Source organism: Alicyclobacillus fructus, from assembly GCF_017329605.1.
GTDB lineage: Bacteria > Bacillota > Bacilli > Alicyclobacillales > Alicyclobacillaceae > Alicyclobacillus > Alicyclobacillus fructus.
Genome location: NZ_JAFMTY010000009.1, coordinates 1 through 21,472 on the forward strand (window position 1 = coordinate 1; position 21,472 = coordinate 21,472).

29 protein-coding genes are annotated in these 21,472 nt (G+C 62.8%); 1 reads left to right on the forward strand and 28 read right to left on the reverse strand.

Going from position 1 to position 21,472, the window contains the following annotated elements:
* Window positions 1-113: 113 nt before the first annotated feature.
* The 18 genes from J3481_RS06030 to spoIIAA form a co-directional block, all read right to left on the reverse strand.
* Window positions 114-638 (reverse strand): YhcN/YlaJ family sporulation lipoprotein, encoded by a 525-nt coding sequence (locus J3481_RS06030; protein ID WP_206830960.1) that lies wholly within the window; start codon window positions 636-638, stop codon window positions 114-116.
* Between the two features lie 62 nt (window positions 639-700).
* The gene (locus tag J3481_RS06035; protein WP_206831063.1) at window positions 701-1,519 is read right to left on the reverse strand and encodes a pseudouridine synthase; all 819 of its coding nucleotides are present in this window, start codon (window positions 1,517-1,519) and stop codon (window positions 701-703) included.
* Window positions 1,520-1,562: 43 nt separating this feature from the next.
* Entirely contained in the window at window positions 1,563-2,108 is a 546-nt protein-coding gene (locus tag J3481_RS06040) for a spore maturation protein (RefSeq protein WP_206830961.1), read from the reverse strand.
* Window positions 2,105-2,698: a nucleoside recognition domain-containing protein gene (locus tag J3481_RS06045; RefSeq protein WP_206830962.1), complete on the reverse strand. Its 594-nt coding sequence runs from the start codon at window positions 2,696-2,698 to the stop codon at window positions 2,105-2,107. The genes J3481_RS06040 and J3481_RS06045 overlap by 4 nt, the downstream gene beginning before the upstream one ends.
* A 74-nt stretch (window positions 2,699-2,772) precedes the next feature.
* Window positions 2,773-3,174, reverse strand: a complete 402-nt coding sequence (ytfJ, locus tag J3481_RS06050) for a GerW family sporulation protein (RefSeq protein WP_206830963.1) — start codon at window positions 3,172-3,174, stop codon at window positions 2,773-2,775.
* Between the two features lies 1 nt (window position 3,175).
* Window positions 3,176-3,784, reverse strand: a complete 609-nt coding sequence (locus J3481_RS06055; RefSeq protein ID WP_206830964.1) for a DUF2953 domain-containing protein — start codon at window positions 3,782-3,784, stop codon at window positions 3,176-3,178.
* A 66-nt stretch (window positions 3,785-3,850) separates the two neighbouring features.
* Complete coding sequence (gene scpB, locus J3481_RS06060) at window positions 3,851-4,411, reverse strand: SMC-Scp complex subunit ScpB (RefSeq protein ID WP_206830965.1); 561 nt, start codon at window positions 4,409-4,411, stop codon at window positions 3,851-3,853.
* A gap of 2 nt (window positions 4,412-4,413) precedes the next feature.
* Window positions 4,414-5,133, reverse strand: coding sequence for a segregation and condensation protein A (locus J3481_RS06065; protein ID WP_206830966.1), 720 nt, complete (start codon window positions 5,131-5,133; stop codon window positions 4,414-4,416).
* A 13-nt stretch (window positions 5,134-5,146) separates the two neighbouring features.
* Window positions 5,147-5,752, reverse strand: coding sequence for a site-2 protease family protein (locus J3481_RS06070; protein WP_206830967.1), 606 nt, complete (start codon window positions 5,750-5,752; stop codon window positions 5,147-5,149).
* A 49-nt stretch (window positions 5,753-5,801) separates the two neighbouring features.
* Entirely contained in the window at window positions 5,802-6,587 is a 786-nt protein-coding gene (locus J3481_RS06075; protein ID WP_206830968.1) for a spermidine synthase, read from the reverse strand.
* Window positions 6,588-6,627: 40 nt separating this feature from the next.
* Window positions 6,628-6,762 (reverse strand): hypothetical protein, encoded by a 135-nt coding sequence (locus tag J3481_RS14830; protein WP_012811046.1) that lies wholly within the window; start codon window positions 6,760-6,762, stop codon window positions 6,628-6,630.
* A gap of 21 nt (window positions 6,763-6,783) precedes the next feature.
* Window positions 6,784-7,428, reverse strand: coding sequence for a stage V sporulation protein AE (locus J3481_RS06080; RefSeq protein WP_206830969.1), 645 nt, complete (start codon window positions 7,426-7,428; stop codon window positions 6,784-6,786).
* A gap of 5 nt (window positions 7,429-7,433) precedes the next feature.
* Window positions 7,434-7,793, reverse strand: coding sequence for a stage V sporulation protein AE (gene spoVAE / locus J3481_RS06085; RefSeq protein ID WP_206830970.1), 360 nt, complete (start codon window positions 7,791-7,793; stop codon window positions 7,434-7,436).
* Between the two features lies 1 nt (window position 7,794).
* Window positions 7,795-8,820: a stage V sporulation protein AD gene (spoVAD, locus tag J3481_RS06090; RefSeq protein WP_206830971.1), complete on the reverse strand. Its 1,026-nt coding sequence runs from the start codon at window positions 8,818-8,820 to the stop codon at window positions 7,795-7,797.
* Between the two features lie 16 nt (window positions 8,821-8,836).
* Window positions 8,837-9,295, reverse strand: coding sequence for a stage V sporulation protein AC (gene spoVAC, locus J3481_RS06095; protein ID WP_206830972.1), 459 nt, complete (start codon window positions 9,293-9,295; stop codon window positions 8,837-8,839).
* A 95-nt stretch (window positions 9,296-9,390) separates the two neighbouring features.
* Window positions 9,391-10,161 (reverse strand): RNA polymerase sporulation sigma factor SigF, encoded by a 771-nt coding sequence (sigF, locus tag J3481_RS06100; RefSeq protein ID WP_206882441.1) that lies wholly within the window; start codon window positions 10,159-10,161, stop codon window positions 9,391-9,393.
* 14 nt (window positions 10,162-10,175) lie between these two features.
* The gene (spoIIAB, locus tag J3481_RS06105; protein WP_328702049.1) at window positions 10,176-10,637 is read right to left on the reverse strand and encodes an anti-sigma F factor; all 462 of its coding nucleotides are present in this window, start codon (window positions 10,635-10,637) and stop codon (window positions 10,176-10,178) included.
* Between the two features lie 5 nt (window positions 10,638-10,642).
* Window positions 10,643-10,987, reverse strand: coding sequence for an anti-sigma F factor antagonist (gene spoIIAA, locus J3481_RS06110; protein ID WP_206830974.1), 345 nt, complete (start codon window positions 10,985-10,987; stop codon window positions 10,643-10,645).
* 168 nt (window positions 10,988-11,155) lie between these two features.
* Between spoIIAA and J3481_RS06115 the strand changes: the two genes are divergently transcribed.
* Window positions 11,156-12,466 carry a helix-turn-helix domain-containing protein gene (locus J3481_RS06115; protein WP_206830975.1) on the forward strand — a complete coding sequence of 437 codons (1,311 nt, stop codon included), beginning with the start codon at window positions 11,156-11,158 and terminating at the stop codon, window positions 12,464-12,466.
* A gap of 69 nt (window positions 12,467-12,535) precedes the next feature.
* Here the strand turns inward: J3481_RS06115 and J3481_RS06120 are convergent, their stop codons facing one another.
* From J3481_RS06120 to lipA, 10 genes are all read right to left on the reverse strand, one after another.
* Window positions 12,536-13,780, reverse strand: a complete 1,245-nt coding sequence (locus J3481_RS06120; RefSeq protein WP_206830976.1) for a D-alanyl-D-alanine carboxypeptidase family protein — start codon at window positions 13,778-13,780, stop codon at window positions 12,536-12,538.
* Between the two features lie 83 nt (window positions 13,781-13,863).
* Window positions 13,864-15,036 carry a phosphopentomutase gene (locus J3481_RS06125; protein ID WP_206830977.1) on the reverse strand — a complete coding sequence of 391 codons (1,173 nt, stop codon included), beginning with the start codon at window positions 15,034-15,036 and terminating at the stop codon, window positions 13,864-13,866.
* 20 nt (window positions 15,037-15,056) lie between these two features.
* Window positions 15,057-15,941, reverse strand: a complete 885-nt coding sequence (gene xerD / locus J3481_RS06130) for a site-specific tyrosine recombinase XerD (RefSeq protein WP_206830978.1) — start codon at window positions 15,939-15,941, stop codon at window positions 15,057-15,059.
* A 32-nt stretch (window positions 15,942-15,973) separates the two neighbouring features.
* Window positions 15,974-16,297: an RNHCP domain-containing protein gene (locus J3481_RS06135; RefSeq protein WP_206830979.1), complete on the reverse strand. Its 324-nt coding sequence runs from the start codon at window positions 16,295-16,297 to the stop codon at window positions 15,974-15,976.
* 2 nt (window positions 16,298-16,299) lie between these two features.
* Window positions 16,300-16,977: a stage II sporulation protein M gene (locus tag J3481_RS06140; RefSeq protein WP_206830980.1), complete on the reverse strand. Its 678-nt coding sequence runs from the start codon at window positions 16,975-16,977 to the stop codon at window positions 16,300-16,302.
* A gap of 94 nt (window positions 16,978-17,071) precedes the next feature.
* Entirely contained in the window at window positions 17,072-18,232 is a 1,161-nt protein-coding gene (locus J3481_RS06145; protein WP_206831065.1) for an endonuclease Q family protein, read from the reverse strand.
* Window positions 18,232-18,759 carry an NUDIX hydrolase gene (locus J3481_RS06150; RefSeq protein WP_206830981.1) on the reverse strand — a complete coding sequence of 176 codons (528 nt, stop codon included), beginning with the start codon at window positions 18,757-18,759 and terminating at the stop codon, window positions 18,232-18,234. Before J3481_RS06150 ends, J3481_RS06145 begins: the two co-directional genes overlap by 1 nt.
* Window positions 18,752-19,846: a M20/M25/M40 family metallo-hydrolase gene (locus tag J3481_RS06155; RefSeq protein ID WP_206830982.1), complete on the reverse strand. Its 1,095-nt coding sequence runs from the start codon at window positions 19,844-19,846 to the stop codon at window positions 18,752-18,754. Before J3481_RS06155 ends, J3481_RS06150 begins: the two co-directional genes overlap by 8 nt.
* On the reverse strand, window positions 19,843-20,526 hold the full coding sequence (lipB, locus tag J3481_RS06160; protein WP_206830983.1) for a lipoyl(octanoyl) transferase LipB: 684 nt from the start codon (window positions 20,524-20,526) through the stop codon (window positions 19,843-19,845). The genes J3481_RS06155 and lipB overlap by 4 nt, the downstream gene beginning before the upstream one ends.
* A 5-nt stretch (window positions 20,527-20,531) precedes the next feature.
* Window positions 20,532-21,458 (reverse strand): lipoyl synthase, encoded by a 927-nt coding sequence (lipA, locus tag J3481_RS06165; RefSeq protein WP_206830984.1) that lies wholly within the window; start codon window positions 21,456-21,458, stop codon window positions 20,532-20,534.
* Between the last annotated feature and the right edge of the window lie 14 nt (window positions 21,459-21,472).

The following is a 21,472-nucleotide window of genomic DNA, read 5'->3' on the forward strand; positions in this document are numbered from 1 at the left end:
CCCCCCCCCCCCCCCCCCCCCCCCCCCCCCCCCCCCCCCCCCCCCCCCCCCCCCCCCCCCCCCCCCCCCCCCCCCCCCCCCCCCCCCCCCCCCCCCGCCTGGTTGGAAAACGTTCAGGATGGGAACATGCGGTCGACGGAGACCTTGAAGTTCTGCCACACAGCATCGACCGGGCGTCCTTGTTGCATCAAGCGCTGGAAGTTTTGGAAGCGCGCATACACGTCCGGACTTTCACTTACGTACACCTGCCGAATGGCCGGAAAGACCGACTTCACGTGCGCGGCAATGTTTTCCTTGCTGAATCGTTTTGAGCCTCCACTCGCGGATGGCGTTTGCACCGCCACATAGGCGACATCGCCCATCACGAACGCGATGGCGTTTGCGGCATAGCCGGATCGCACAAGATTCCCCGCGATGTCGTTGGCCTGATGAAAGGACGCCGCCGAGTCTTTCACCACTTCGCCCACGCGATCTGCCGCCTGGCCAGCTCGCTCGACGGTGTTGGCCACACGGTTGCCCGCCTGCCTCGTCGCTTGAGCGACCCCGTTCGCCGCTTGCGAAGCGTTCTGTACTTGTCCACACCCGGTCAGAATTAGGGCGAGACTGAGCAGGGCCGCCATTCGTGCTGACTTGGTCATGTTCCACAGCACCTCCCATAGCTAGGATGCTGTGTCCGCGCCTATCCATGCGCCCTCGTGGCTCATTCGGGGCGCTCACGTCGTCCGCGCGCCGACGGCCTCGCCGATCCCTTCGAGGGCTCGCGGCGAGGGGTCGGCCGTCGATACGGCGGAGGCGTCATTCCGGCAGCCTGGTAGAGCGCCACCCATTCCTCCTGGGTGAGAGGACGCCACTCGCCCGTTTTCAGGTGGCCGAGCGACACGGGGCCGAACGCGATCCGCTTTAGCCGCACCACGGGAAGCCCCAATCGCTCGAACATTCTCCTCACCTGCCGATTGCGGCCTTCGTGGATGGCAAGATGCACGACCGCCACGCCGTCTTCCGAATCGGCTTGACGCAGGACCTCCACCTTGGCGGGAGCGGTCACGCCATCTTCCAGTTCCACGCCTTCCATCAACGCCCGCCGGGTTTCCCGATCCACGATGCCTCTCACGGAGACGCGGTAGACCTTTTCGATCTCACGCGAAGGATGCAGCAATTGCTGCGTCAATTCGCCGTCGTTCGTGAACAGGAGCAAGCCGCTCGTATCGTAATCGAGTCGGCCGACCGGGTACACGCGTTCTCGGATGGGCGGCAACAGCTGCATGACCGTGCGCCTCCCCAAGGGATCCGATACCGTGGACAGGTAGGCGACCGGTTTATTCAGCACGAAAACCACCGGTTGCTCGAGCTCGATGGGAACGCCATCCACGGCGATACGCTGACGAGATGGATCCACTTTCGCGCCGAGCTCAGTCACCGTCTCCCCGTCGACACTCACCCGACCTGCCAAGATGAGCTCCTCACACTTCCTGCGGGACGCCACCCCGGCATGTGCCAACACCTTTTGCAATCGTTCCATCCCGATCCGAACTCCCATCCTCCTGCGCAAAGAGCCAGGTTCGCTAGACCTGTATCATACCAGACACGAGCCAAACTGCGAACACCGATGCAAGCACACTGACGAGATCGCTCAACAAACCTACGGCGAGCGCGTATCGGAACCGATAAATGCCCACACTTCCAAAATAGACGGTGAGGATGTAAAGCGTCGTGTCGGACGACGCCTGCATCGTGGATGCGAGCAAGCCGAGGTGCGAATCCGGGCCGTGCTTCTGAAAAATATCGATCATGAAGGCCAGGCTTCCTTGCCCTGTGATGGGGCGCAGGATCCCCATAGGCGCCACTTCGGCGGGAACGTGCAGCCAGACGAGGACGGGATCGAGCAAGTGGACGAGCCCATCCATCGCCCCGGAGGCTCGGAATACGCTGACCGCCACCATCATGGCGACGAGATGCGGGATCAACCGGACGGAGGTGGAGAATCCGCCCCTCGCGCCCTGCACGAACGTTTGGTAGATGGGGACGCGCCGCACGGCGCCCAGAGTGAGGATCAGTCCGACGACAAGCGGCAGCATCCATTCGCTGATCGCGGCCAAGGCGCCGTTCATAGCGTCTGCCTCCGGCGGGAAAGCGCACGGAACATGCGATCCAAGGCAATGGCAGCGCAGGTCCCAATCAGCGAGGCGACGAGGGTGGTCACGACCACTGCCGCGGGATGTGCGGAATGATACTGCATGCGCAGCGCGATGACGGTCGTGGGAATCAGGGTGATGCTGGCTGTGTTCACGGCCAGAAGCGTACACATCGCGTCCGAAGCTCGGTCAGGGTGAGGATTGAGTTTTTGCAATTCCTCCATGGCTTTCAAGCCGAGCGGCGTCGCGGCGTTCCCGATTCCCAGCAGATTGGCACTCATGTTCGCCAAAATGGCGCCCATCGCGGGATGGTCGGGAGGCACCGAAGGAAACAGGCGGCGGGCGATGGGTTGCAGTGCGCGAGCCAGCCACGCCACCGCGCCTGCGCGCTCCGCAATGTGCATGAGACCCATCCACAGACTGATGGCCCCAATCAGGCCGATGCACAGTTCCACGCCGTTCTCTGCGCCTTTCAGGATAGCATTGGACACCATGGGCATGCGGCCCGTGACCATGGCGGTCCCGACGCCGGACAAAAACAACGCGAGCCAGATCAAGTCGATCACGGCACGGCACCCCCTGTCGGGCGGACTTGTCCCTTACAAGGAGTATGCCGGGCCTAATCATCGTATGACGCGCGTCACATCACGGGCGGATCCGACTTCTGCTTGGAGAACAGGCTCTGAATCCGCTCCAACATCGCGGGGGCGAGATCGATCAATCGATCATACAATTGGTTCTGATGGTCCGCCGACAGAAGCCGAACGTTGTTGCCGTGCACAATCAAGAAGCCAATCGGCGTGATGGACACGCCGCCGCCTGAGCCGCCGCCGAAGGGGAGATCCCCCTGCCCCTGGCCGTTGGCATCGCCCCCCTCGAACTGGCTTCCCCCTGCGGCGAAGCCGAAGCCCACTTTGGACACCGGCAAAATTACGGTTCCATCCGGCGTCTCGACCGGATCGCCGATAATGGTATTGACGTCCACCATCTCGCGAAGATTCGACATCGCGGTCTGCATGAGGCCCTGAATGGGATGATCCACGTTAGGACGCCCTCCTCTTCCAAGCCGTCAACAAGCGAATTCCTGCAGCTATAACGTACCCTGTGCGAATCCGCACTATGCTCCTTGCATAGATGATCAACAAGGCGTCTTGGAACGCGGGTGCGATGGAGACGGTGGGCACGCGGTGCATCCGCACGCGGTGGCTGAGCCAACCGAGTAGGGTGTACAGGGCGGCATACGCCGTACCGACGAGCATACCCGTTCGGACGGACTCACCAGCGCCCATGCGCGCCTCGAACCGCAGTTCATGCACGTGCACGTGGGGAGCCATGCGATCGAGCGCTGACAGCGCACGCCGACCGAAGGTTCGCCACGTTCGAAGGGAAGCCAACGACGGGCGCCCACGCTCGTCCGACTCGGATCGAGCGAGACCCTCGCCTTGACCCGCCCGCTTCCGGCGAGGATCTTGTTCGTCGCTCGACCAATGCCAGTGAACGCGCACAAGTCCGTAGAGCGCGCGAACACGGGCGTGGATTTGATCCGCGCCGCTTCGCCGATACTCCACCTCCAAGCGGACGGGTGCCGCAAGCAGGAGCGCGCACAGCGCCAGACCGAAACCGCACGCGATGCCAATCCAAGCCAACTCCATGGGTGCAGGCACCTCTCTCGCACTCATGGCTAGCATGCACCCAGAAGCTGGATGATATGCAGGAACTCAGTCCCGGGCGAGATCGGACGACATGGCAAACAGATCAGGCGTCTCACGGCCTGTCAAATCAGGGAGCGGAGGCAGCTCGTCCAGCGATCTCAGCCCGAATTGGCGAAGGAACTCCATGGTTGTACCGTACAGAATCGGGCGCCCCGGTCCGTCCTGGCGCCCCACTTCTTCGACAAGCCCGCGGTGGATGAGTGTGGCCAGCGCGCGATCCGAATGCACGCCGCGAATCTCTTCGATCTCGGCGCGCGTGATGGGCTGCTTGTACGAGATAATGGCCAGCACCTCGAGCGCGGCCTGCGACAGACTCGCCCGGGCAGGTTGATCAGCCATGCGCCGAAAGTACGCGGCAAATTCGGGGCGGGTCACGAGCTGCCACGTATCTCCCGTGTGGAGCAGCGTCAGGCCCGAACCGCGCTCCTCCAGATGCGCCGCCAGGAGGTGGCAGAGGTCACGCGCTTGACCTTCCGACACATCCAGCACCTGTGCGAGCTCACGGGTCGTCATGCCGTCCGATCCAGCCGCGAACAACACAGCTTCAAGCGCAGCGACGAGTTCCATGTTCAATCCCCCGTCCAGACAAGTTCAATGGGCCCGAACGGCTCCGCTTGGCGACACCTCAGGCGGCCGTCCTTCAGGAGTTCCAGGATGGCCAGAAACGCCGCCACCAGGGCCCCACGCGTCCATCGCCCGCCGAGGAGCCATGTAAACTCCGCCGAGCGGTAACGGCGCATGCGGGACGCGATCTCGTCCATCCACTCCTCCACCTTCTCCACCTTGCCGCGGATTTCCGCAACTCGCTCGGAAGGGGGCAAGCGAAGGTATAGTTTGCGAAACGCGTCCACGAGATCCCAAAGCGTCACATCGAGCCCGTCGCTCGTCCGATCCGGCCTGTATGGCCGCAGATCCATCGGTTCGCGTCCATACACCTGAGCGTTGCGCGCGGCGAGATCGGCCAATTGCGCCGCAGCCCACTTGCACCGCTCGTACTCCAGCAATTGCTGCACGAGCGGAAGCCTCGGATCCTCCTCATCGCCGTCGGCAGTCGACGTTCTCCTCGGAAGCAACATCCGCGACTTGATGGAGAGCAACGTCGCGGCCATTACCAGGAATTCACTGGCAATCTCCAGCGACCATCGCTCGAGATCGTCCAGGTATTGAAGATACTGTTCCGTGATGGCGGCAATGGGGATGTCATAGATGTCAATTTCGTTTTTGCGGATGAGATGCAAGAGCAGATCGAGCGGCCCTTCGAACTGGGCGATTCGAATTTCGTAGGACACCTTGCGCCTCCTCTCACGCGCCGTAACAGAACGACATGACGGCGTACACGAGATCGGAAAACGCGCGGTTCACGGGTGGAAGGAGAAACAGCAACAGGAGCAGCCATGGTCCGTATCCATCCAGCCATCCGATCCGGAGACGCCACCGCACGGGCATGAGCGCAGAGACCACGCGCCACCCGTCGAGCGGGGGAATGGGCAACAGATTGAGGAGCAAAAGCGCGACATTCACTTCGAATGCCAAGCCCAACGCTTGTTGTGCCGCATCGGATGCGGTCACAGCCGGTATGGCCTGCGCGCCATAGCAAAGCGCCGCGAGGACCGCGTTCGCAAAAGGCCCTGCCGCCGCGACCCATGCCATGCCGGCGCGGGGGTGGCGAAAGGCACCCGGATGGATCTCAACGGGGCGCGCCCAGCCAATCGGCGCGATCAACATGGCGATGAAGCCTGTCAAGTCGAGATGCGCAAGGGGATTCAACGTCAGCCGACCCTGGCGGCGGGGTGTCGAATCACCAAGCCAGGTCGCCGTCGCGGCGTGTGCAAACTCGTGGAAAACGAGACTCACGACGACGATGACGAACCGCAAGATCCAGAAGGGACTGAGCCACGACGCGAGCAATACCATGCCTCCTGCCGATCCATGGATACTCGCATTATAGCACGCGCGGTCACAGGGCCGATAGGCGCAAGAACCAGGAGACGCGCTCGAGATCGGAGGCACCCGCCCGTGCGCAGATGTGACGCAACCTGTCCGCGAGTTCGTCGTCGCGCGTGGCGATGAGCAGACGGTTTTGCGCGGTCAACGGAACCCCCACAGGAAGGTCCAGCAACACGGAGAAAAACGGCCGGAGCGCATCGACGAAACTTCGGAGGTGAGCGGAACGATAGCTTGAGGCGATGAGATTGTAGACCACGGTCCCGCGGCTCGACGTCACGCGCGAAAGGCAGGCCGCGGTTTCCGGTGCGATACAGGGTTGGTAGATGCTTGCCTTCAGGTAGGCATCCACAAAAATCAGGTCGTAGATCTGAGCGTGCGGCGAACCCACAAATTGCACGCCGTCGCCTATCCAATACTCTGCCTCTCGATGGGAAGGCGCCTGAAACCATTCGATGCCGAGCGACAGCACCGTCTCGTCGATCTCGACACCGTGCAGTGCCGCCTCCGGATGAAGGCGGCGCACATGATAGAGGCTCGTCCCCGAGCCCACGCCAATGGCCAGAAATGTCCCAACGGGTGCATGGGCCTCGGCGACGGCCGTGAAAGCCCGTTGATATGGGAAGACGGGGCGCTCGGGGCGGGCGAGATCGAGCGCCCCTTGCCATCCGCCGTTCCGGCCAAAGCGCATTTGCCGAATACCCTTCTCCTCCACGACCTCAATCCAACTGTGAACCGTTCCCGGTCCGGCGTAGAGAACCTTCGTACCGTTCAACCCCTGTCGTGCGCGAGTGTCCATGTTGGCTATTATACTGCACGCCGCCCGCGCAGACCCAACTTCACGCCGCAGCCACGGCCGGCCGCCGCCAAACGCGCGCGATCATCGGCCAAAAAGGCCGCACAAACCCGAAAAACATCTGGAACATCCCAAAATAGCGGAAAACACGGGGCAGAAACGCCAGGATGCTCAACACGCCGCTTCACCCCCTCCAGGTCTACCCCATCGTATGTCGAGGGCGTTGCCTCGTTGTGGGCGGGCCGTCGGCAGGCTGGAGGTGGCGGCGGCCAGCGCGCCACGCGAGCTCCATGAGCACCCATTCGACAGCGCTCGTCGTGACTGGCGCGCCTCGAGCTGGGGCATCCAACCCGTTCATCTTGCCGATGTCGCCGATTCCCACGATGAGCGGGACGTCCATCCCGCGCAGCGCGTCGACCGTATCGCCCGCGATGAGATAAGAGTCGATCTCACGGCCCTCCTTGTCGACAGCTCGATCGACGCGACGCCCCGTTCGGTCGACGCTGAAATCCACCGGCGTACCCCGGACGCCGTCCGTGCGAGAGGCGACGGCGAGAATGGCCGCCACTTCGACCGAGGGATGGGCGTGGATCACGCGCAGGGCAGATTCCCCGGCGGCCTCTGCCGGATCGCCATTGTCGTCGAGCATCACAATGACCGGATCGCGTGGGGCCTGTTCGATCCACCGCACCAGTTCCACGCCGCTCAGGCGGGTCGGATTGCCGCGGCTCTGCGCGACGAAAGAGCATCCCGTGCGCCTGGCGGCGATGGCAAGCGCGCGTGCCGCCACTCGATCGCCGTCCGTCACCACGATGACGCGCCTGCGGGAACCCTTCGCGTGCAACCGCCTCACCCTTTCGGTTTCGCGAAGACGGCCGCAAGGAATGCGAAGACGATCGCGGCCGAGATGCCGGCGCTCGTCACTTCGAAGATGCCCGTGATGACGCCGATCAGTCCGTGGATTTTGGCTTCGTGCATCGCGCCGTGCACGAGCGCGTTCCCGAAGCTGGTAATGGGAACCGTGGCGCCTGCGCCAGCAAACTTGATGAGCGGATCGTAGAGGCCGAGACCGTCTGCCACAGCGCCGGCGACGACCAGGATCGACATGACGTGACCAGGCGTGAGCTTCGTCGTGTCCATGATGACCTGCCCAAGGGCGCAGATGGCCCCACCCACCAAAAAGGCCCACAGAAAGGTCCAAGCCGACATGTCAATCCCCCCGTTCAAACGCAATGGCATGCGAAATCGATGGAATGGTCTCACCCTGCTGGGCGCTCACCTGGGAGAGAAGCGCGCCCGTGGCCGACACCAGCACACGGCGGAGGCCACCGCGTTCCATTTCGCGAAACACGTGACCAAACGTCACCAAGGTGCTGCACGCAGCTCCGCTGCCCCCTGAGAACACCTCAGGTTGATCCGGATGGTAGATGATCGCGCCGCAGTCGTTGACGCGCTCACGCACGACAGATTCGGGCGCAACGCCCTCGTCCACGAGAAGACGGCGAAGAATGTCGAGCCCGATCCGGCCGAGATCGCCCGTCATGACCAGGTCGTAGTCGTCGAGAGACCGACCCGTGTCTGCCAGGTGCTGGCGGATGGTGTCGCAAGCCGCGGGCGCCATCGCCGCACCCATCTCCCAAGGCGACTTGACGCCGAAATCGGTGATCTCGCCGAGCGTCGCGTGGGTGATTTGCCACATTCCGCGCCCTCTTGTGACGATGGCTGCACCGGCGCCGGTGACGGTGCGCTGTGCCGTGGGCGGGCGCTGCACGCCGTATTCGGTGGGGTACCGAAACTGGCGCTCCGCCGTGCTGTTGTGACTCGACGTGCCGGCCAACACGACGTCCGCGAATCCCGTCGCCACCGCCAGACTTGCCACCGCGAGCGCCTCACAGAGCGACGCGCACGCGCTGTACACGCCGAGCATCGGCCGAGCAAGTTGGCGGAGGCCGATGTAGAAGGAAGTGAGTTGGGCGTTCAGATCGGCCCCGATGACGAGATCGACGTCTGAAGCGACGATGCCTGCCTTGTCGCACGCGATGTCGCAGGCCTGGCGAAACATCGCCTGTTCAGCTCGCTCCCACGTATCCTGTCCGGCGCGATCGTCATCCAAGCGCACGTCGAACGCGTCGGAGAGCGGGCCTCGGCTCTCCCATGGGCCCGCCACCGTCGAAACCGCCTTCACTGCCACCTGGTGTTCGCCGAACGCCCATGTGGAGCGACCCAATCGTGCCATCCCCCATCGTCCTCTCTCACAGGTGCTCCACGATGTAACGAATCAGGGCGATAAAAAACGCGCTGACGACGCCATACACAATGACAGGCCCGGACACCTTGAACATGTTCCCGCCGATACCTGCCACGAAGCCTTCGCTCCTGTGTTCCATCGCGGCGGATGTCATGGTGTTGGAAAAGCCGGTGACGGGCACCGCCGATCCGGCTCCGGCCCACTGGGCGAATCGGTCATAGACGCCGAGGGCGGTGAAGACGGCCGACAGCAGGATGAGCACCGCAACGGTAGGATTTCCTGCCTCGGTGGGTTTGAACCCGCCGTAACGAACGAACAGCGCCTGAATGAGCTGACCCAATTCGCAAATCAGCCCGCCGACGACGAAGGCGCGCGCGGTATTGCGGATAACGGGTCGGCCCGGTGTCAAGCGGTGGACCAACGCTTGGTATCGGGCGCGCTCCTCGGGTGTGGCGACTGGCATCCGGTATCCCCCCATCTCTGCTCATCCAGGTAAGATGCCCGAAACACGCGAAAAAAGCCGCCCGAAGGCGGCGTCAAGTTGTTCCAGAAGCGACGTCATTCGAGCTCCTGGCGAATTTGCTGCAGGATCCGCTTCTCCAAACGCGACACCTGCACCTGAGAGATGCCCAGCACGCGCGCCACGTCGCTCTGCGTCTTATCCCGAAAGAAGCGCATGTATACGATGAAACGCTCCCGCTCAGGCAGTCTTCCGATGATCTCGTGGAGTTCGACCTTGTCGAACTTGCCCTCCGTCTCTTCGTCGGCGATTTGATCCATGAGGTAGATGGGATCGCCGTCGTTCTCATACACGGTCTCGTGAATGGACGCTGGCGCGCGAAGCGCCTCCTGCGCAAACACGACTTCCGACGGCTCCATGCCCATGGCCTCGGCGATCTCGGTGATGTGGGGCTGCCGACCGAGCTCCTTGGACAAGCGATCCCGCACATGGCGGATCTGCTTGGCGGTCTCCTTGAGGCTCCGGCTGACCTTGACCGTGCTGTCGTCGCGCAAAAACCGTTGGATTTCGCCGATAATCATAGGTACGGCGTAGGTGGAAAATTTGACGTCATAGGACAGGTCAAATTTGTCCACCGCCTTCATCAAGCCAATACATCCGATCTGAAACAGATCCTCCGCTTCATAGCCGCGCCCGAGAAACCGTTGGACCACGGCCCAAACCAGGCGCTGATTGTGGACGATCAGCCTCTCGCGCGCTTCCGCGTCGCCCTTGTGGCTGCGCTCCAGAAGCTCCCGGACCTCTTCGTCGGACAGCTTTTCGTACTGGTCCACATGGTGTGGAACGGGACGCTCCTTTGCCTGATCCACGCGCGCAACCCCCCTCACATCACGTCAGGGGTGGTTCGGAACGTTTTGATGAGGGTGACGCGCGTCCCTTCTCCTGGCTTTGACTCGATCTCCATCCTGTCGACAAAGGTCTCCATGATGGTCATCCCCATGCCCGACCGCTCCAGCTCGGGGCGCGACGTGTACATCGGCTGTTTGGCGAGATCGACATCGGGTATCCCCACGCCGTGGTCCTCCACAACGACCTGAACACGGTTGCCGTAGAGGGCGCACTCCACCACGACCTCGCCGATCTCGTCGGGATATCCGTGGATGATGGCGTTGGTCACGGCCTCGGACACCGCCGTCTTCAATTCGGTCAGCTCTTCCATCGTCGGATCGAGCGGCGCCACGAACGAAGCGACCGCCACCCGCGCCAGCGACTCATTCTCCGACCGGCTCGGAAACACAAGGCGCAGATAATTGTCCACGCGCACGTCTTCCGCCACTCGTTCCACCGCGATCACGCTCCCAGTATGGCTGCCACCGCAGCCTCTTCAGAGTCGTAAACGGGAATCACCTTCAACAACCCGGACATTTCGAAGAGCCGCCGCAATGTCGGATTGACTTCACAGAGCGCCATTTTCCCACCGTGCTCCGTCACGCTTCGATACCGGCCGAGAATCAACCCCAAGCCGGAACTATCCATGAAATCGATGTTCCGAAACGACATCACGAGGCCCCGATAGCCGTTTTCCGCAAGCTGCTGCTCGATCCGATCCCGAATTCGCTCCACGGCGTGATGATCCAGTTCGCCCTTGAGCTGGATGACCACGATCCCTCGTTCCAATTTGGTCTCGACGGACACCTTGCATCCCCTCTCCTTATGCGGTCTGGTCAAGAAATTCACGGCCTAAACGGGGAATTCCTGCCCATTGACAAAAGAAGTGGAGAATCTACTGAATTCGACATTCAAACGATGACGCGTTCGGTCCTCAGACGCTACAATGAGGAAGGAGAAGATAGGAGGCGTGGTATGCAAACACTTGGTCAAAAGATTCGCGCGCTGCGCAAGGCGCGTGGCATGACCCAGTCCGAACTCGCGCAGGGCGTCGCCACGGCCAGTATGATCAGCCAAATCGAATCCGACCGAACGATGCCGTCCGCCCAACTTTTAGAACACATCGCGGCGCGCCTCGGCGTCGACGTCTCTACGTTTCAAAGGGAACTCGCCGGATCATCCGAAGAAGCGCACACGTACCGGCGCGCCAAGCAACTGGCAGAACAAGGGCAATACGATGAGGCCATTCGTCACTTTCTCTCGCTCTCCTGGCCGTTGCACAGCCAATTTCGCCCTGAGTTGGTCTTTCAGGATATGGCGGACTGTTACTTGAAGTCCGGCGACTACGTGCAGGCGGCACGCCTCTACGACGGACTGGTTTGGGCCGGCTTTGCGCGCGGCGACTTGTCGAGTGTCGTTCGGGGATATTATTACGGCGCCCTGGCGCGTCGCAGGCTGCAGCGGGACGAGGAGGCCATGTGGTACCTGGAGCGGGCCCGACAGGCGCTGGCGGCGTCCGGGTTACAAATGCCCCTTGGGCTGAAAATCGACATGACACTCGCCAGGCTCTATCTCCAATACGGACCGATGGAGAGAGCAAAGGCATTGTACGAAGCCATTCTCGCCAGAGACGCAGAGCCCATGTCCACGGTCGATCGCGCCCATGTTCATCACGGGTTCGCGTGTTCCGCAGCGGCCGTCGGCGACTATGAATGTGCCATCACGCACGGCGAACACGCCGTCGAACTGCACGAAGCCGCTGGGAACCGAGCGCTCGCCATGCGCTGCCGAATCAATTTGGGCGCTTTTCTCCGGCTCGGCGGACATGCCGAACGCGCCTTGAACCACTTGCTCGAGCTCGAGGACAAATTCAGTCCCCGAGACGACATGCTTCGCGTTGCGCTCGATCACGAGCTCGCCCTCACCTATCAGGCGCTTGGACAGCTGGACTCCGCTTTGCGGCGCGTCACACAGGCGTTGCGCGCGGCGCAAATCGGTCCCGAGCTTTTGGGACAACTCCACCTGCTCGCTGCAGAACTCAGCATGGCGCTCGGCGATCTCGACCGGGCGGAAACCGAACTCCGCGCGCTCGACCGGCTTATCTCCGAGCGGCGAGACGTCGCGCCCCCGGGATACCTGCGATGGAAGGCTGAACTCGTTCTCCGGAACGGCAGTACCCCGGACATTCTCGAGCTCTGCGAACGGGCGGTGTCAAGTTCGCGACACACGGTGCCCCAACGCCCGTGGGCACCGCCGGAGCGGTTCTGGATATTTCCCCGCGAATAAGAAAAAGCGCGCCCAATCGACATCGTTCGCGCCGCCCTCGGCGGCGCGACCTGATGCTTCCGAACGCGCTCATCCCGCGTGTCCGAAGGTGATGACCTTCTTGAAAGTCTTCCCAAAACTTTGCAGAAACGTGGCCTTGGGGACATCCTCCTTGGCCACGAGCGGTACCTTCGCCACCACCTGCCCACCAGACTTGACCAGCAAATGGCCGACGACTTGACCGCGGGACACCGGAGCTTTCACCGTCATCCACTGGATTTCCGTCGTGTAAGCGCCTTGGCTCGCACGGTCGGTGACAAAAGCCGCGGGCTCGGCCGTCACCGCCTCGACGCGATCGCGCGTTCCTTTCTTCACCGCCACTTCGCCCACCACATGCCCACGCGGGTACACATGGACGGCTTTGTAATGTGCAAAGGCGTAATTCAGCATGCCGGAGATCTCCGCATTTCGAACTGTCGGCTTCGGTTCGCCCATCACCACGGCGATCACGCGAAAGCCATCTCGCTTCGCCGTGGCGGAGAGGCAGTACTTGGCCTCCTGCGTGTAGCCCGTCTTTAACCCGTCCACGCCGTCGTAGAAACGAACCAACTTGTTGGTGTTCACGAGCCAGAGCGGGCGATCGGTGTCTTTCCGCAAATAGTCGCTGTACACCGATGTGAATGCGGTCACTTCAGGGTGCATGAGGAGAGCTCTCGACATGACGGCGATGTCGTACGCGCTCGAATAATGGTTCGGCGCTGGCAGTCCGTTGCAGTTCGCGAAGTGTGTATCGGTCATGCCGAGCTCCTTGGCCCGCTGATTCATGCGTGCGACGAACGCCTCTTCGCTTCCGTCGAGATGTTCCGCCATGGCGACGCAAGCGTCGTTTGCGGAAGCGATGGCGATGCCCTTGACGAGATCGCGCACCGTCATGGTCTCGCCCGGTTCGAGGAAAATCTGCGATCCGCCCATGCTCGCGGCTCGCTCACTGGCCTGGATGCGGTCCGTCCACTTCAGCTTGCCGCTGTCGATGGCCTCAAAGATGAGAAGCAGCGTCATGATCTTCGTGATGCTTGCCATCGGCAGGCGCTCATGCGCATTTTTAGCGTAGAGCACCTTCCCCGTCGCAAAATCCATCAGGACCGCGGATTTCGCCTGTTTGGCGAGATCGACGCTCGAAGCAGGGGCAGTCTGCGGTTTGCCGGCGTCGGCCGCCTCGCGAATCTGGGCGATCCCTGGCCCCGAAGCCGCGCGAACGCTTTCGGGTGCGACGCTGGCCGCGGCCAAACAGAGGGCGCCGAACCCCAGAGCGAGCATGCGGGAATGCCGCTTCATCCTGCAACCTCCTCTCGGAGTCATCCGAATCGAAATCGGCGTTAGTGTGTGCAAGACGAAGCGGCGCTACGCATGAAACCGCGTCATTTCAGGCGGAGGCTTTCGAGAAACGACGTCCCGACGGATGGATGCTCCACATCGAAGTAGTCGGCCACGGTCGCGCCGAGATCGGCAAACGTCTCTCGCTCACCGAGGTCCACGGGATCATCCATTTGCAAGTGGTACGCGAGAATGGGGACGCGCTCGCGCGTGTGGTCCGTGCCAGGGACCGTGGGATCGCAACCGTGGTCGGCCGTGATGACCAGCAGATCGCCGGGGCGAAGCCGCGCGAGCACCTCTTCGAGATCGCGATCAAACGCCTCGATGGCGCGGGCGAAGCCGACCGGATCGTTGCGATGACCGTATTTCGAATCGAAGTCCACCAGGTTGGCGTAAATCAGCCCCGTGCGCTCCCGGTCCATGGCCGCCACCACGTTTCGCATCGCGTCCGCGTTGTCCACGGTGTGCACCGCGCGCGTGATCCCACGGTGATTGTAAATGTCCGCGATTTTCCCGATCCCCACGACTGGATATCCGGCGGCTTCCACGGCGTCAAGCACGGTCGGGCCAAAGTCGAGCGAAAAATCCCGCCTGCGATCCGTCCGCACAAACCGCCCGGGCTCGCCGAGAAACGGCCGCGCGATGACTCGGCCCACGGCGTGCGGCCCGACCAGGATGGACCTCGCGAACGCGCACCAGTCATACAGCGTATCGACGGGGACCACCTCTTCGTGTGCGGCGACCTGAAACACGCTGTCCGCGGAGGTGTAGACAATTGGCCTTCCCGTCTCCAGGTGCTCTCTCCCGTACGCTTCGATCACCCAGGTGCCGGATGCAGGGCGATTGCACAGCACCGGCTTGCCCACGTATCGCTCGAACGGTTCGATGATTTCGGGGGGAAAGCCGTTCGGGTAGGTGGGCATGGGCTGCGACAAGATGACACCCACAAACTCCAAGTGGCCATTGGTCGTGTCCTTGCCAGCGGATCGCTCCACCATGGTGCCGTAACCGCCCGCGCCGGAAGCCGCCACCCCTGCAATGGGCGCGATCCGCCCGAGCCCGAGGCGCTCAAGGTTAGGTACCCGCAAGCCACCCACCGCTTCGGCGACGTGCGCGATGGTGTTGCTCTGAACGTCAGCCTCGCCGTAATCGGCGGCATCCGGCGCCGCGCCAATGCCACAACTGTCCAGCACAATCCAGATCAGACGCTTGTCCAAACGGTATCCTCCATTCGTCATCAGGCCCGCGGATGCGCGTTGCGGTACACCTCGCGAAGCCTCTTTGGGGTGACGTGCGTGTAGCGCTCCGTCGTGGAAATATCGGCGTGCCCCAACAACTCCTGAACCACCCGGAGGTCCGCACCGCCCTCCAACAAGTGGGTAGCGAACGAATGCCGCAGCGTGTGCGGCGTGACCTGTTCCGCGACCCCCGCCTGTCGAGCGTAGCCTTTCAGGAGGTTCCAGAACCCCTGTCTTGTCATCCGCCGACCGAACCGATTGAGGAAGACCGCGTTCTCGTTCCGGTCTCGCGCCAAAAGGGGCCTGCCGTAGCGCAGATAGAGGGTGAGAGCGTCCTGGGCCACCTCGCCGAGCGGCACCACGCGCTCCTTGTTCCCTTTGCCGAACACGCGGATATAGCCCGCGGCGAGTTCCAGGTCTTCGAGCGACAGCGCGAGCAACTCGCTCACGCGCACCCCCGTCGCGTACAGGGTTTCCAGCATCGCGCGATCGCGCAATCCCATCGCATCGGGTCGTCGCACCGCGCCGATCAGCCGTTCGACGTCCTCCTCCGACACGACTCGAGGCAAGTGTTCCTCTGGCGCCGCGACCTCGATGCTCGCCGTAGGATCGGACGTCAATCCGCCTTCCCGCACCAGGAAGCGAAAGAATGCGCGAAGCGCCGACATTCGCCGGGCGATGGTCGCCGCTTTCATGCCGCGCCGCTTCAGGTCGGACAAATAGCGAAGCACGAGCGTCCTATCGGCGTCCGCCCATGTTCGCTCTTCGCGCGCGAGATACGCGGAGAAGTCGGCGAGATCTCGAGCGTAGCTGACGGCGGTGTTCTCCGAGAGACCGCGCTCCAACCGCACGTGTTCCAAAAACTTGCGAATCTCGGGCTGCATGAGCTTCATCTCCCTGCGCGCCGCTCAACCGTTCAGCGCGGATTCCGCATCAGTTCATACAGCCGCTCGCGATCGTCGGGTTGTACCGCGACGTCGATGAGCGCGATGTTTCGCGTTTCCTGCCCGCAGCGCGTGCAACGATGGACAATCTGATAGCCCTTCTTCGAGTGGTACTCCACCCGAACAGGTTCCATCAGTCCGCCGCATGGATTGGCGCGATCGCCCGGATCCACGTCGACGTGCATGGAATACAGACACCGCGGGCAGTGGTTCCGGCACGTGCGCTCGGCAGGTTCCACCTTCAAGCCGCAATGCGCACACGTGAACGGCTCGTTGCGGCGAATAAAGGCTGCCATGTTTATCCTCCCAGCAACCGAATCACCATAGGCGGCACGATGAACGCCTGCACGGCGGCCGCGAGCATCACACCTCCGAGGCACATCACGCTGCTCAAAGTATACCGCAGAAATTGCAACGACCACCGAGAGAGCGGCACCGATTGAGCGACGATTTGATAGGAAAACCGGATGGCGTTGACGCCAGCGATCAGGAGCGCGAACAAGAAGATCGCCTGATGCACGAAGATGCCGACGGAAGCCACAGCGAAACCCTTCCATCCAAATTGGAGGGCGGTGAATGCCACGGCGAAGCCGGTCTCGAAAGCGCGCGCAAACACCGCCGCCGCCACGATGGGAATCCCGACGGCGGACGAACCCGCCAGCCACACCAGCGCAAGCCATGACACGTCGGCGAGAAGTCGGCTCGCGAAAACCGAGCTGCCCGACGCGAGCTGGCCGTGCACGGTGGCCAGCAGGAACGCCTCCAACTGGTTGGCCAGCTCCAGCTTGTCCGCCGGCCGAAGTTCACCGGCCACGATGCCCCCGAAGACGACGCCGGACATCACCATTCCCATTAAAAACGCCACAATGTGGGCTTCCTGGGATAGGCGCCGCGCCATGGTCCGGCGAAATCGAAACCAGAAGAGCGAGAGAGAACGGGTGGAACGCCTCCGGGCGACCCACGCAGTTGCCTTCATGGACGTGCCTCCTCCCGCACAAGTGGGACGTAGACACGACCATGTCTATGACGCGATCGTGGATGATAGACTCGCCACGCCCAAGTCGCCTGCGTCAGGCCTCCAAGACGCGACCGTATCTCCCGGCCCCACCCGGCGAAATGGTCAAACGCCCATCGAGCGCCGCGGCGATCCGGGCTGCGAGCTTTTCACCCACCACCTCGGCCAGTTGGATTTCAGAAGGCGGATGGTACAACAGGCGGACCTCGCCCCCAAACGCGTCGAGAAGTTTCGCGTAGGTGCTCGGACCCACGCCTGGCACGTGATGCATCGGCAGAATGTAGCGGTATGGCGCTCGCCACGAAGGGTGAACGGGCACGTCGAAATCCGCGATGGCCTGAATGCGATCCCAGACCCCTTGAACCACGCCCCGCGGAGACCCGCACGGGCAACGACCCGAAGCGACCACCGCTCCGCAGGCGCGGCATCGCGAACGATAGTACTTCCCGACGGGAGGATACAAACCCAGATTGGCCACGATCCTCCTTCCAGCGCGGCCATGCAGCGCCTGACGGATCTCGGCGAACGAGCGTTGTTCCACAGCCAGCACGTTGAACTCACGGGCGATGGATGGCAGGCTGTGCGCGTCCGAGTTAGAGAGAAACGTCAGCTGACTCATTTCGATCAAGCGGTCCGCCATGTCGGCATCGGCCGACAGGCCGAGTTCCAGGGCGTCAATCGCATCGAGCGGCATCACGTCCGCGATGCGAGCCGTCGCGCACCCCAAGAGCCCCTTGAACGGCGTGAATGCGTGATGCACGACCAAGATGCCGCTTCTCTGGTGAACTTCGTCGGCAAGCCGAACCGGGTCCGTCCTCGCCACTTGGGACGATAGCGCGGTGTTCCTCTGCACCGTCTTCAACCACCGCTGAAAGTCGGCGGCCGCTTCAAGGCTCGGCAGCCAACAGCCGAAATGCGCCGCCCCCTCGGTGGAGATCCGAATTTCCACTTCTGCCCCGAGCACGACGAGAAGGGCATCCCGATACATCAAGCCTCCACCGGACACAGGGGCGAGATCGCCCGCCTGCCAGAGGGCGCGAAGTTCTTCGAGCACCGGATCGCACACCGCGTCGACGAGCCCCAGGACGTCGAGGCCTTTGACTCGCACGGCCCAGTCAAGGGCAGCCGCCACCGTCAACTGGTGGGACGCAGCCATTTTCACCGGGCGGCCTTTCGCCGCTCCCGTGTGAACGTGAAAGTCGGCGAACACCTCCATCACGGCCGAGCCATCCACCAATAGAGCGCCACGAGCGTCTTCGCGTCTTGAATCTCACCGGCCTTCATCATCTGGGCGATCTCGTCCTTTGAAAACACGCGCGATTCCACGAACTCGTCGCGATCGGGGTGTTCGGCGCCGCGCTTCACATCGCTCGTGTAGTACACGTGCAACTTTTCATTGCTGAAGCCCGGCGCCGTGTAGAACGCGTGCACAGGCGTGAGCGGCGATTCGCAGACGTAGCCCGTCTCTTCCGACAGCTCTCGCGCCGCCGCCCGCTCGGGTTCCTCGCCGGGCTCGAGCTTGCCTGCCGGAATTTCCCATAGCACTTGTTCGCACGGTTTTCGAAACTGGCGCACCAAGACCACGCGGCCGGACTCCACTTCCGCAAGCACCGCCACGGCTCCTGGATGCAGCACGACTTCGCGCGTGCTGGTGCGCCCGTCCGGCAATTTGACGGTGAGGCGCCTGACATCGATGATCCGGCCGCGAAACAGGTGTTCCTCTGCCACCGTCTGCTCAAACATGGGCTTCGCTCCCCTCTCTCTCAGGCTCTGCGAGCACGGCGATCAACAACCGGGAGAGCATCTCAAGGCTCTCTGCGTGAATTCGCTCGGCCCGCGAGTGCGCAAATTCGTAACCCACTCCGATATTCACAGGCAGGGCGCCCATCGCCGCGAGCCAGTTGGCGTCGCACCCATCGCGCATGCGCACGCAGGCCGGCGCGACGCGAACACGCTCGATCCGCCGCTTCACCACGTGCAGCCACGAACTCGCCCGGACGTCGTACGCCGGATAGACGATGTCCCATTTCACTTCTTGAGGCGCCGTGTTCCGCTCGACTTCCTTCAACCACGTCTGGCAGCGCGCGTTCGCGATGCGCCAGTCGATCTCCGGCGACACCCACACGGTGAACGCCGCTTCCCACTCCGAATCCCGTGAGTCGAATCGCACCAATTCGGCCGAAAGACCCGGGCCGATCTGCTTCGCGGCTTCCTGCAGCGCTCGCCACACGGCGTAACGGCGCGCTTCGCCTCCGGGCCGAAACCGCATCTGCGCCTGGGCTCGCCCGTAGCTGGATTCGACGAGCGTTCCAACCGGTCCATCCGCGTCCACCACAACAGCGCGCCGACCGCCAAAGCGAATCGGCTCGGACGCCCGGACGCCGATGCTCCCGACCTCCTCGCCGACCGTGAACAACACATGGATCGGCGGATGCCGCATGCCGCGGCGCAGGATGGTCGACACAGCGCTCATCACGGCGGCCACCCCAGCCTTGTCATCCGCTCCAAGCGGAACGGCGTTCCGGCTCTCGATCCAACCGTCCGCCCCACGCCGCACATCCGGAATCCCCGGCCAGCGCGTGTCCAGATGTGCACAGACCAACACCGGATCCAGTGCGGAATCCCCCGCCGTATACGCCCACACGTTGGTGGAACGCTCACCCATCACGTCCACCGGCTCCAGGTCCACCGAGAGGCCCTGGCTTCTCATCCAGTCCGCACAGGCGCGCGCAAGCCGCTGTTCTCCGCCCGAAGGACTGTCGATGCGGACGAGCTCCAGAAATAAAGCGAGGGCCGACTCGTCGTCGGCCGAATGCGATGCCACCTTCACGCGGTCTCCTCCGCCAGAACCGCGTCGCAGGCGAACACCTCGCAGAAGTGTCTGCGCAGGCGGTCTTCCCACGCTTTCATGTCCTGAGGCGCTCCCAGGACCGCCGCCACGCTTGTGACGCCGCGATCGCGAATTCCGCATGGCACGATGACCTCAAAGTCCTGGAGATCGGTGTTGACGTTCAGGGCGATCCCGTGGTACGTCACAAATTCTCCAGAAGGGCGCTTCTTCACTCGAGCGCCGACCGCGCAAATTTTGTCGTCACCCACCCACACCCCTGGGAGGTCGTCGACGCGGCGGCTTTCGATCCCGACCTCCGCGAGCGACCGAATGACAACCTCCTCCAAGTTCCGGACGAACTGCGCCACGTCGTTCCCCCACGGCGCGAGGTGCAGGACAGGATACAACACCCACTGGCCCGGGCCGTGATACGTGACATCCCCGCCACGATCGACCATGCGCACCTCGAACCCCCTGCGTACAAGCACGTCGATGGGAAGAAGGATGTTTGCCTCCGAACCGTTCCGGCCGATGGTAATGGTGCGGGGATGTTCAAGTGCGAACACCGTCTGCGCGTCGTCCTCGAGATGCAGAAGGCGCAGCGCCTGATTCACCTGGATATCCAGCGCGTCGTCGTACGGGACGACGCCCAGTGAGCGCCATACAAGTGGTGTGGCCATCCGTCTCACTCCCTGCTCCCGGCGGGTGACGCCTTTTGGCGCCAGGGAACCTGGTCCTTTGCGTGATAGGAACTCCGGACCATGGGACCCGATTCCACGTGTTTGAATCCCCGCTTCAATCCCTCGCCGCGCAGGCGCAAAAACTCGGTCGGCGTGTAGTAACGGACCACCGGCAGGTGCTTGGCCGTGGGCTGCAGATACTGGCCGATGGTCAGGATGTCCACGTCGACCGCGCGCAGATCGTCCATTGTCTCGTAGATCTCGTCGAACGTCTCGCCGAGGCCCACCATGATGCTCGACTTGGTCGGGATGTCGGGGGCCATCTCCTTCGACCGCCGGAGCAATTCCAGCGTGCGGTCGTACTTGGCCCTGGATCGAACCGAGTCCGATAGCCGGCGCACCGTCTCGACGTTGTGATTCAGCACGTCGGGATGCGCTTCGAGAACGGTGGCGAGAGCGTCCCAGTTGCCGTCGAAGTCCGGGATCAGGACCTCCACGCTGCAGGTCGGGACTTTCCGCCGCACCGCGCGGATCGTCTCCGCGAAGACGGAGGCGCCGCCGTCGGCGAGATCATCGCGGGCCACGCTGGTGATCACGACGTGTTCCAGCCCCATCGCGACCACGGCGTCCGCGACGCGCTCCGGCTCGCGCAGATCCAGTTCGTTCGGACGACCTGTGTGCACGGCGCAGAAGCGGCAGGCGCGCGTGCAGATCTCGCCCAAAATCATGAACGTGGCCGTGCGCATCTCCCAGCACTCAAACAGATTCGGACAGTGCGCCTCTTCGCAAACCGTGTGCAGCGACTGCGTGCGCATGATTTCCTTCAGCTGCCGATAATTTTCACCGGTCTTCGCGCGAATCTTGAGCCACTCCGGGCGGGCCGTCGTGGTTCCCGTCTCGATCACGCGAACGCTTGTCTCGGGTTTTGCCATCGATCATCATCCCT

Excerpts from the sequence above, each read along its gene's own strand:
- J3481_RS06030 (WP_206830960.1), bottom strand. The coding sequence starts at position 638 with ATGACCAAGTCAGCACGAATGGCGGCCCTGCTCAGTCTCGCCCTAATT.
- J3481_RS06035 (WP_206831063.1), bottom strand. The coding sequence starts at position 1,519 with ATGGAACGATTGCAAAAGGTGTTGGCACATGCCGGGGTGGCGTCCCGC.
- J3481_RS06040 (WP_206830961.1), bottom strand. The coding sequence starts at position 2,108 with ATGAACGGCGCCTTGGCCGCGATCAGCGAATGGATGCTGCCGCTTGTC.
- J3481_RS06055 (WP_206830964.1), bottom strand. The coding sequence starts at position 3,784 with ATGGAGTTGGCTTGGATTGGCATCGCGTGCGGTTTCGGTCTGGCGCTG.
- scpB (WP_206830965.1), bottom strand. The coding sequence starts at position 4,411 with ATGGAACTCGTCGCTGCGCTTGAAGCTGTGTTGTTCGCGGCTGGATCG.
- J3481_RS06075 (WP_206830968.1), bottom strand. The coding sequence starts at position 6,587 with ATGGACACTCGCGCACGACAGGGGTTGAACGGTACGAAGGTTCTCTAC.
- spoVAE (WP_206830970.1), bottom strand. The coding sequence starts at position 7,793 with ATGTCGGCTTGGACCTTTCTGTGGGCCTTTTTGGTGGGTGGGGCCATC.
- spoVAD (WP_206830971.1), bottom strand. The coding sequence starts at position 8,820 with ATGGCACGATTGGGTCGCTCCACATGGGCGTTCGGCGAACACCAGGTG.
- spoVAC (WP_206830972.1), bottom strand. The coding sequence starts at position 9,295 with ATGCCAGTCGCCACACCCGAGGAGCGCGCCCGATACCAAGCGTTGGTC.
- J3481_RS06115 (WP_206830975.1), top strand. The coding sequence starts at position 11,156 with ATGCAAACACTTGGTCAAAAGATTCGCGCGCTGCGCAAGGCGCGTGGC.
- J3481_RS06120 (WP_206830976.1), bottom strand. The coding sequence starts at position 13,780 with ATGAAGCGGCATTCCCGCATGCTCGCTCTGGGGTTCGGCGCCCTCTGT.
- xerD (WP_206830978.1), bottom strand. The coding sequence starts at position 15,941 with ATGCAGCCCGAGATTCGCAAGTTTTTGGAACACGTGCGGTTGGAGCGC.
- J3481_RS06135 (WP_206830979.1), bottom strand. The coding sequence starts at position 16,297 with ATGGCAGCCTTTATTCGCCGCAACGAGCCGTTCACGTGTGCGCATTGC.
- J3481_RS06140 (WP_206830980.1), bottom strand. The coding sequence starts at position 16,977 with ATGAAGGCAACTGCGTGGGTCGCCCGGAGGCGTTCCACCCGTTCTCTC.
- J3481_RS06145 (WP_206831065.1), bottom strand. The coding sequence starts at position 18,232 with ATGGAGGTGTTCGCCGACTTTCACGTTCACACGGGAGCGGCGAAAGGC.
- J3481_RS06150 (WP_206830981.1), bottom strand. The coding sequence starts at position 18,759 with ATGTTTGAGCAGACGGTGGCAGAGGAACACCTGTTTCGCGGCCGGATC.
- lipB (WP_206830983.1), bottom strand. The coding sequence starts at position 20,526 with ATGGCCACACCACTTGTATGGCGCTCACTGGGCGTCGTCCCGTACGAC.
- lipA (WP_206830984.1), bottom strand. The coding sequence starts at position 21,458 with ATGGCAAAACCCGAGACAAGCGTTCGCGTGATCGAGACGGGAACCACG.